Annotated in this window: 10 protein-coding genes and 1 other annotated feature; all 10 genes read left to right on the forward strand. The window is 40.4% G+C overall.

What is annotated here, in order from left to right:
- Positions 1-31: 31 nt before the first annotated feature.
- Positions 32-385: a YhbY family RNA-binding protein gene (locus AKG39_RS14780; RefSeq protein ID WP_050741176.1), complete on the forward strand. Its 354-nt coding sequence runs from the start codon at positions 32-34 to the stop codon at positions 383-385.
- A gap of 25 nt (positions 386-410) precedes the next feature.
- Complete coding sequence (gene nadD / locus AKG39_RS14785) at positions 411-1043, forward strand: nicotinate-nucleotide adenylyltransferase (protein WP_050741177.1); 633 nt, start codon at positions 411-413, stop codon at positions 1041-1043.
- A complete protein-coding gene (gene yqeK / locus AKG39_RS14790; protein ID WP_050741178.1) occupies positions 1040-1621 on the forward strand; it encodes a bis(5'-nucleosyl)-tetraphosphatase (symmetrical) YqeK in 582 nt (193 codons plus the stop codon). The genes nadD and yqeK overlap by 4 nt, the downstream gene beginning before the upstream one ends.
- An 8-nt stretch (positions 1622-1629) precedes the next feature.
- Positions 1630-1974 (forward strand): ribosome silencing factor, encoded by a 345-nt coding sequence (gene rsfS, locus AKG39_RS14795; protein ID WP_050741179.1) that lies wholly within the window; start codon positions 1630-1632, stop codon positions 1972-1974.
- 37 nt (positions 1975-2011) lie between these two features.
- On the forward strand, positions 2012-2695 hold the full coding sequence (locus tag AKG39_RS14800) for an ABC transporter ATP-binding protein (protein ID WP_050741180.1): 684 nt from the start codon (positions 2012-2014) through the stop codon (positions 2693-2695).
- A 25-nt stretch (positions 2696-2720) separates the two neighbouring features.
- A complete protein-coding gene (locus AKG39_RS14805) occupies positions 2721-3572 on the forward strand; it encodes a COG1361 S-layer family protein (RefSeq protein ID WP_050741181.1) in 852 nt (283 codons plus the stop codon).
- Positions 3573-3584: 12 nt separating this feature from the next.
- Positions 3585-4880 (forward strand): ABC transporter permease, encoded by a 1296-nt coding sequence (locus AKG39_RS14810; RefSeq protein ID WP_050741182.1) that lies wholly within the window; start codon positions 3585-3587, stop codon positions 4878-4880.
- A 16-nt stretch (positions 4881-4896) separates the two neighbouring features.
- Complete coding sequence (locus AKG39_RS14815) at positions 4897-5520, forward strand: Yip1 family protein (protein ID WP_050741183.1); 624 nt, start codon at positions 4897-4899, stop codon at positions 5518-5520.
- A gap of 27 nt (positions 5521-5547) precedes the next feature.
- A complete protein-coding gene (ychF, locus tag AKG39_RS14820; RefSeq protein WP_050741184.1) occupies positions 5548-6645 on the forward strand; it encodes a redox-regulated ATPase YchF in 1098 nt (365 codons plus the stop codon).
- Positions 6646-6870: 225 nt separating this feature from the next.
- A complete protein-coding gene (locus AKG39_RS14825; RefSeq protein ID WP_050741185.1) occupies positions 6871-8583 on the forward strand; it encodes a B12-binding domain-containing radical SAM protein in 1713 nt (570 codons plus the stop codon).
- A gap of 56 nt (positions 8584-8639) precedes the next feature.
- Positions 8640-8857: a binding site (T-box leader), on the forward strand.
- The last annotated feature ends 72 nt before the right edge of the window (positions 8858-8929 follow it).

Below are 8929 nucleotides of genomic sequence, written 5' to 3' on the forward strand. Positions count from 1 at the left end.
GTTATAATACCACAAAAGAAAGTTGAGAAATATGTTAACAAGCACACAAAGAAGTTATTTGAAAAAGCTTGCCAATGAAATTCCCGATATCATTTTTATTGGCAAGGATGGGATTACCCCTCAGGTTATTGTTCAAACCCGGGATGCCATTATTGCCAGGGAACTCATTAAAGGAAAAGTACAGAATAATTCTCTTGAAGATGTGGATAATGTTGCCCGTGAATTGGCAGCCGCCACAAAATCAGACATCGTATGTACCATTGGGAATAAGTTTATTTTATACAAAAAAAACTTATTGAAAACTAAAATTGAAGTACCCACAAAAAATCAAAAAACCATTAAACGTGTTAAAAAAACAAACCCGGGTGCTCGAAAAAAGTTTTGAGGATTTATTATAGTGAAGGGCTGAAATGAAACAAAAAATCGGTCTCCTCGGAGGAAGTTTTAATCCCATACATACCGGGCATTTGCTTTTAGCAGAATCAGCCCGGGATCAATATGAACTTGATAAGGTTTTATTTATTCCAACAGGGAATAATCCCTTTAAAATCTCCCATGACGAGATTTCCCGGGAACATCGACTTAAAATGGTGGAATTAGCCATTGCCGACAATCCCTGTTTTGAGGTGATGACCCATGAAATTGATCAAATGGGAGTGACATATACCATTGATACTGTTGAAGAAATAAAGAAAATCTTTCCTGAAAGTGATTTTTATTTTATTACCGGTGCTGATCTTATGTTTGAAATCACCCTTTGGAAAGGTGCCCCTGAACTTTTAAAATCCGTGAAGTTTATTACAACCTTCCGTCCGGGATACAGCCATGATAAACTGGATAACCGAATTGAAGAACTCCAGGAAATTTATGATGCATCTATTTTTAAATTATACACAACAGAAATGGACATCGCATCTTCGGATATCCGTTCCCGCATTAAAAACGGTTATTCCATCCGATATTTATTACCAAGAGCTGTTGAAGAATATATTTATGCAGAAAATTTATATGTTGCTAAAACAGGGACAGAGAGAGACAAATGAATAAGCGCAAAATTGACCAATTATTAAAAAAAGCTCTGCCAAAAAAACGTTATCAGCACACTATGAATGTGGTTGAAGTAGCAAAAAGCCTTGCTGTGAGATATAATTGCAATGTAAAAAAGGCCTCATTGGCTGCTTTGCTACACGATTGCGCGAAGAACTTTTCGGATGAGGAACTCATTAAATATGCCGAAGCCAATGGTGTGAGAGTTGATAGCGTATCCCGGCATGATCCCCAGCTTCTGCATGGACCTGTGGGTGCTATTGTTGCCGAAAATACCTACGGTGTTCAGGATAAAACAATACTTAATGCCATTCGATATCACACCACCGGCCGCAAAAATATGTCCAAACTTGAAAAAATCATTTATCTGGCAGATTTTATTGAACCGGGACGAACATTTCCTGGCATGGATAAACTTAAAAGTCTGGCCTTTGAGGACTTGGATCAAGCAGTGATAATGGCTCTAAGCGACACTATTCGATATGTTGCGCTGAGCGATGCGCTTATCCATAAACGGACAATCACAGCAAGAAATGATTTAATTATAAAAAAAATGCAAAAAAATATTATATAGAAAGTGAAGTGATTATTATTAATCCTGAAGAATTTGTTAAAAAAGTTGAAGGTTGGATTGAGGACAAAAGCGGTATTGATATTCAAAGCATAAACATTACCGAATTGTCAAGTATTGCCAATTACTTTGTCATTGCCAGTGGCAGTTCAGACCGTCAGGTCAAAGCCATTGCCGATAATATTGAACATGAAGCTAAATTGTTGGAAATATTTCCAAAGGGCATCGAGGGCCAGAGAGAGGGTCGTTGGATTCTCTTAGATTTTTACGACGTTATTATTCACATCTTTCATGAAGAAGAACGGGGCTTATATAACCTTGAAGAACTCTGGAAAGACGGCATTGTCAGCAGATAGATTATCTTTTTAGTCCAATTGAAAGGGGTAGATCTCAATTTTTATTAAAGTGGAAAATTTACGCAAAGATTTTAAATTAGGTAAAAATAGTATCAGCATCCTCAAAGGGATTAACCTTGATATTGAACAAGGGGAAATGGTGGCGCTTCTCGGTCCTTCGGGGTCGGGAAAATCCACCTTTTTGAACGTTCTGGGTGGTCTTGTTCCGCCAACCTCCGGGGAGGTCCTGATCAGGGATTTTCACATCAGTGAAATGACGGAAAACGAGCTGTGCTTGTTTAGGAGAGACCATCTGGGGTTTATCTTTCAATCCTACAATCTAATTTCCACCATGACAGCCATTGAAAACGTCGCCTTAACCCTCACCTTCGCCGGGGTACCCAAAGCAATTCGCCGGGAAAGGGCCTCAGAAGCCCTTTCTATTGTAGGTCTTTTGGATCGCATGGATCACAAGCCCAGTGAACTCTCAGGGGGCGAACAGCAGCGGGTGAGCATTGCCAGAGCGCTGGTAAATCATCCTGAAATTATTCTGGCAGATGAACCCACCGGAAATTTAGATTCAAAAAACAGTACCGATATTATGGAAATGATTACCCGTCTGAATCGTGAGAATAATCAAACCTTTGTTATTGTAACCCATGATCCTGAAGCAGCCAAATATTGTACCAAAGTCATCCATATGCGTGACGGTATTATTGAAAGCTGGGAAGATCAGCAGTAATATTTTAAAGAAATGGAGTTTATGAATGAAAGCTAAAGCCTTATTGGCAACCCTTATCGTGACCCTTCTTTTGTTTTTTGGCATCGTCCCAGGAGTATTGGCAGCCCCGGAGCAACCCTTACTCCAAATCAGTTCGGTTACCTTTTCTCCGGAAACCGTCTCACCTGGAAAAGACTTTAAAATGATCCTGACTTTGAAAAATTATGGAGATTATGACGCGTACAATGTTACCCTGGATATTCTTTCCATGGCCGGCGCCCAGGACCTTGGCGTTTTTTCGATGGTTGGCAGCGGCAGTCATTTTTATATTGATGAAATTCCGTCTCAGGAAACAGCGACCATCGAAATTCCCATGGTTTCCTCTCCCAATGCAGAAGCTAAGAATTATAATCTGAACCTTAAACTTTATTGTGAAAGCAGTGGCGGAACCGGTTATGAATTTGCCGAAACTGTTGGGATTTTCATTAATGAAAGCAATTCCATGTCCATTATCGCACCGGATCGTTACACTCTTGGCACCGATGAAAAAGCAGTCAATCAGCTTGAGTTTGAGATTGCAAATTTTGGTTCCAACCCCGTCCGTGGTGTCCAGTTGGGTATTGCCTCTGAGGGCCTTATCTTTACACCAAATTATCAGTATTATGGAACCTTTGAAAAAGACGATAATGATAGTTTCACCACCGCGGTAACCGCTGATACTCCCGGGGAATATCCTACTAAAATCACCCTTAAATATCTGGATAGTTTCAATAATGAGCGAATAACCGAACGGGATATCACCCTTGTGGTTCCCGAAGATCAGGTCGATGCTTCGGCCAGCAAAACGGAAAATATCTTCCAGCAGTTTCTGAGAGTCGTATTTGGAATTAATGCGTAGCGAGGTAATACAGTGAATAAGCGAGAACTCCTAAATTTATCCTGGGAGAATCTTTGGCGGGCAAAATTCCGGACCATTCTAACCATTATCGGTGTTGTGATCGGAACCGCTTCAATCATTGTGATGGTTTCCATTGGCAATGGCGCCCAAAGAAGTATTACCAGTGAACTCTCAGGCATCGGCTCGGTTACAACCCTTCAGGTTTATCAGGATCTTGGTTCTTCCACCGGAAGCAGTCTGTTTTCGGTGGGTAAAAAATCGGATAAGCCCATTCTTAACGAGGATGCCATAAAAGAATTTAAAAAAATGGATGGTGTGGTGGCTGTAACACCGGTTGTTAATCTGAGCGGTGCGGAAATTGACGTCGATCGGGAACAGTATTCCGCTTCACTTATGGGCGTTGATTATAATGTTCTTGATGACATGCGTTACGAAACATCAAGCGGAAAAAAACCAAATGCCAATGACACAAATTCGGTGATTCTTGGAAAAGAAGTGCTTTCTTCCTATGAACTGACTTCCACCGGGCCACAGGCCCAGGTGAGCACGCTGTCTCCTGAAGATCTTATTGGCGAAAAAATAAATATTATTGTCAGAAAAACGAATGCTGACGGCGAGGAAGAACTTAAAACTCTAACCGTTAAGGTCTCCGGTGTTTTAGAATCCACCGGCGGATCAGAGGATTATTCCATTATCGCCGACTATGATGTTGTTGCTGATTTAAATGAGTGGCAAACCGGCCAAGCAGTGAACATTAAAAAGCAAGGGTACTCGGAAGCTTTAATTACGGTTGAAGACTCCAGTCTTGTTGATAGTGTGACCCAAAAAGTGGAAGCACTTGATTTCACGGTTTTTTCTCTCCAGCAAATTTTAGATTCACTGGGAAGTGTTTTTCAGATGCTGCAAATTCTACTTGGAGGTATTGGTGCTGTAGCCCTTTTGGTTGCCTGTATTGGTATTGTTAATACCATGACCATGTCAATTTATGAACGCACCAAGGAAATTGGAATTATGAAAGTGATCGGCGCTTCCATCAATGATATCCGCAATATGTTTATTGCCGAATCCACCATGATTGGCTTGATTGGCGGAATTGTCGGGATTGTTGTCAGCTTTCTACTTTCTTTTTTAATTAACTTTATAGCAGGATTTTTCATCACTGGCGGCAGTGCGACGATTTCATATATTACCCCTGGATTAGTTGTCTTTGCCCTGGTTTTTTCAGCTCTTGTCGGTCTTTTATCCGGTGTTCGTCCAGCCATAAAAGCCGCTAATTTAAGCTCACTGGACGCAATTCGAAGTGAATAATAGAAATGGAGTTATTATGAATCTAATCAATCTTTTCATTCATCCCAAAAAATATTTCACAGAAATAAACGAAAAAGAAAAATTTTCCTTACTCGCTCCCATTGTGATCCTGGTGATTATCGGAGTGCTTACCGGCCTAACCGCAGGAAACACCGTTTCTTCTATGGGACTGCCTGAAGAACAAATGGGCTCCATCCAGGGACTTGCCATTGGGTTTGGAATATTCTCGGGCATTATCGGATTAGCCATCGCCTTAGTCCTAAAAACCGGAATTTTTCACTTTGTATTAAAGAAAATGAATGGAACCGCCAGTTTTAAATCAGCAATTTATGTTGTTGGTATCAGTTTCTTTCCAAAAATATTTCAGGGAATTATCAATCTTCTGTTTCAAAAGCCCCTGGATTTAAATACCATCTATGAATTTAATATCGTTAATTTCTTAGCTGGAATCATCAATATTTTTAATATTTGGCAAATTGCACTGACCATTATTGGTTTAAGCATCATATATGGGGTTTCCTATCGGAAAACCGCCATCCCGGTTATTGGCTTTGAAGTTGTGGCCGCAGGTTTTACCCTAGTGACAACTTTAATTACTGCCAATTCAATGGCCGGCATTACACCCACAGGAATAGAATAAGATTTATAATTTAGAAAGAGGTAATTTATGAAAATTGGAATCGTCGGTCTGCCCAACGTAGGGAAGAGCACCATATTTAACGCACTCACAAAGGCTGGGGCAGAATCCGCCAATTATCCTTTTTGCACAATCGACCCGAATATCGGAGTCGTCTCGGTTCCAGATCCACGACTGGGGATATTGGAAAAAATGTACAACTCAAAAAAAGTCATTCCCACAGCCATTGAATTTGTCGATATCGCCGGTCTAGTCCGAGGCGCCAGCAAAGGGGAAGGTCTGGGAAATAAATTTTTGTCTCACATCCGAGAAGTGGATGCCATTGTTCATGTGGTCCGTTGCTTTGAAGATGAAAATGTGGTCCATGTTGAAGGTAAAATAGATCCCATTGATGATCTTGAAACCATTAATCTTGAACTCATTTTTGCGGATATTGAAATGCTTGATCGTCGCATCGAAAGAAATAAAAAACTGGCCAAAACAGATGCCCTGGAAAAAGCAAATGTTGAGATTGCCACCAGACTTCGCGATATTCTCGAAACCGGAAAAGTTCCGGGTGATGATGAGTTTACTCCGGAAGAATGGGAATTTATTAATACCATTCAGTTAATTTCTGTGAAACCGGTACTTTATATTGCCAATGTTTCTGAGGACGATCTTCATGAGGATAATGACATGGTTAAACGGCTTAAAACAACTATTTTTGATAACCATTCCGGCAACCATAAAGATGTCATTAAAATTTCGGCTAAGATTGAAGAAGAAATCGCCCAATTTGATGATGAAGAAAAGGCTGAATTTTTGGCAGATTTGGGATTGGAAGCTTCGGGTTTGGATCAGGTCATTAGTGCCGGCTACAAACTTTTGGGTCTGGTAACCTTTTTAACCGCAGGACCCCAGGAGATCCGAGCCTGGACCATAACTGAGGGCACCAAGGCACCACAGGCCGCCGGAAAAATTCACAGCGACATTGAACGCGGCTTTATTCGGGCTGAAATCACCAGCTATGATCAACTGGTGGCGGCAGGCTCCGAAGCCAAAGCCAAAGAATTGGGTGTTACCCGGGTTGAAGGCAAGGAATATGTCATGGTTGATGGTGACGTCACACACTTCAGATTTAATGTCTAATTATTATAGGGATACTGTCCACTGATATCCTTATGAGTGGCGATAAAATCGTCCTGGGGACAATGGTAAATCGTTGTCTGCTGCATGATCGTACAGGCTGTCGCCTGTTCGCCATGATGCAGACAACCTGATGTTACAATTGTCCCCAGGACTTACTTTTCTACTTTATCAACAGTCTCAGGGATGTCCAAAGACATCCCCTTTTTTATTTTAAAGGAGGTTACAGTGAAAGATCTTGTTCTTGTTGCGGTTAACGCAAAATATATTCATACAAATCTGGCAGTGCGCTCACTAAAAGCCCAGCTCCCGGATTTTAAAGTTGAAATTGTTGAACTGTCCATTAACGATTCCATTCATCGTATTGTGGAACATCTGCTGGCAACCGATGGTAAACTCTTTGGCTTTTCCTGTTATATATGGAATATGGAATTAATGCTGAAGATTACCGAGCTTTTAAAAAAATCTAAACCGGAAGCCCGGATTATTCTGGGCGGCCCTGAGGTAAGTTTTGATTCCAAAGAAATACTAAACACAACCCCCTGGATTGATTTTATCATTGCAGGGGAAGGGGAAACGTCTCTTAAAAAACTTCTGTTGTCAATTGACGATGAGAGCAGCCTGAATAAAATTCCCGGACTTTGGTTTAGAAATAACCAGGACTGTGTTGCATCTGGACCACCGGAGATCCCGATGGATCTGAATGCGCTGACTTTTCCTTATGTATCCGATGAGCTCCTTGCGCTAAAGAATAAAATCATTTATTATGAAACCATGCGGGGTTGTCCTTACCGCTGTTCCTATTGCTTGTCTTCTGCTAATCAGGGGGTCCGAACGCTTTCTCTGGAACGTGTTTTTAAAGAAATTGATTTTTTTATTGCTCTGGAAATGAAACAAGTGAAGCTGGTTGATCGAACCTTTAACTTTGATATGAAACGGGCAAAAGCAATCTTCAGCTACATCATCGCCCGTGGCGGCAATACCAATTTTCACTTTGAAATGACCGGCGATCTGCTGGATGATGAATTGGTTGCACTATTAAAAGAAGCAGCCCCGGGACTGATCCAACTTGAAATCGGCGTTCAAAGCACCGATTCAACGACCTTACAAGCCATCGACCGAAAGACTGATCTGACTCGGCTGGAAGTCAATGTGAAAAGTATTCTTGATTCAGAAAATATTCATTTGCATCTTGATCTTATTGCCGGATTACCCTATGAGTCTTACGCGATTTTTAAAACATCCTTTAATCGAACTATCGCACTAAAACCCGATATGCTTCAATTGGGATTTCTCAAATGTCTTAAGGGAACCCGTATCAGAGATGAAGGGGACTTGCATCAATATACCTATACCAGCTTTCCGCCCTATGAAGTTATTTCCAATGCTTATATCTCAAGTCAAGAGCTTTATCGGCTGCGTAACATTGAAATTCTGGTTGATCGCTTTTACAATAGCGATGGGTTCAGACATAGCTTAGGCTATCTCTTCGAACAGGATATTTTTACCTCACCCTTTGACTTTTTCGAAAGCTTTTCCGATTACTGGACAACTCAAGGATATTTTGACATTGGAAAATCTAAGGAACAGCTTTATGCAATACTCCTTGATTTTTTAAAACCATTCTCTGGGGATGGGATGGTCCAGGAATTAATTAAATTTGATTATCTGAAACAAGGCAACAGTCATATTCCCTGTTTTTTTGAGGATACATCTCCGGAAAAAGAATGGATTTTTGAATTTCTCAAGGATGTGGAAAATGTAGCTGCCTATTTACCGGAATTTATTGGCATCCCAGCCAAGAAAATTTTCACTCAGGTAAAGTTTCAAAGATTTGCAAGCAATTTTTCTTCTTATTTAAATAGCTCAGATTCATCCCCGGAAAAAAAACCATCTCTTGGGGTTTTTCATAATGGACAATTTAAATTTATTACAGCATAAATTTGCTTAAAGGTATTGATTCTTTATTATTTAAGGGTTATACTAGTTACAAATAGAAAAAGACAATGATAAGGATCAGTAAATTATCCGAAATTTTCAGAGAGTAGGCAACTTGGCTGTAATTGCTTATAATAACGATAATTGAACACCTCCCTTGGAGTCAAGACCTGAAAATAAGTAAGGTTCTTCGGCACTGGCCGTTATCCAGAACTTAAGTTGGATCCGCAACACAGTGGATCAAATTGGGTGGAACCGCGTATCATACGTCCCTTTGTTTTTACAAAGGGGCTTTTTTTATTTAAATTTAGTAATTGCAAAACTCAAAAGATACGAACAATGGTTGCTT

The organism is Acetobacterium bakii, assembly GCF_001263355.1.
GTDB lineage: Bacteria > Bacillota > Clostridia > Eubacteriales > Eubacteriaceae > Acetobacterium > Acetobacterium bakii.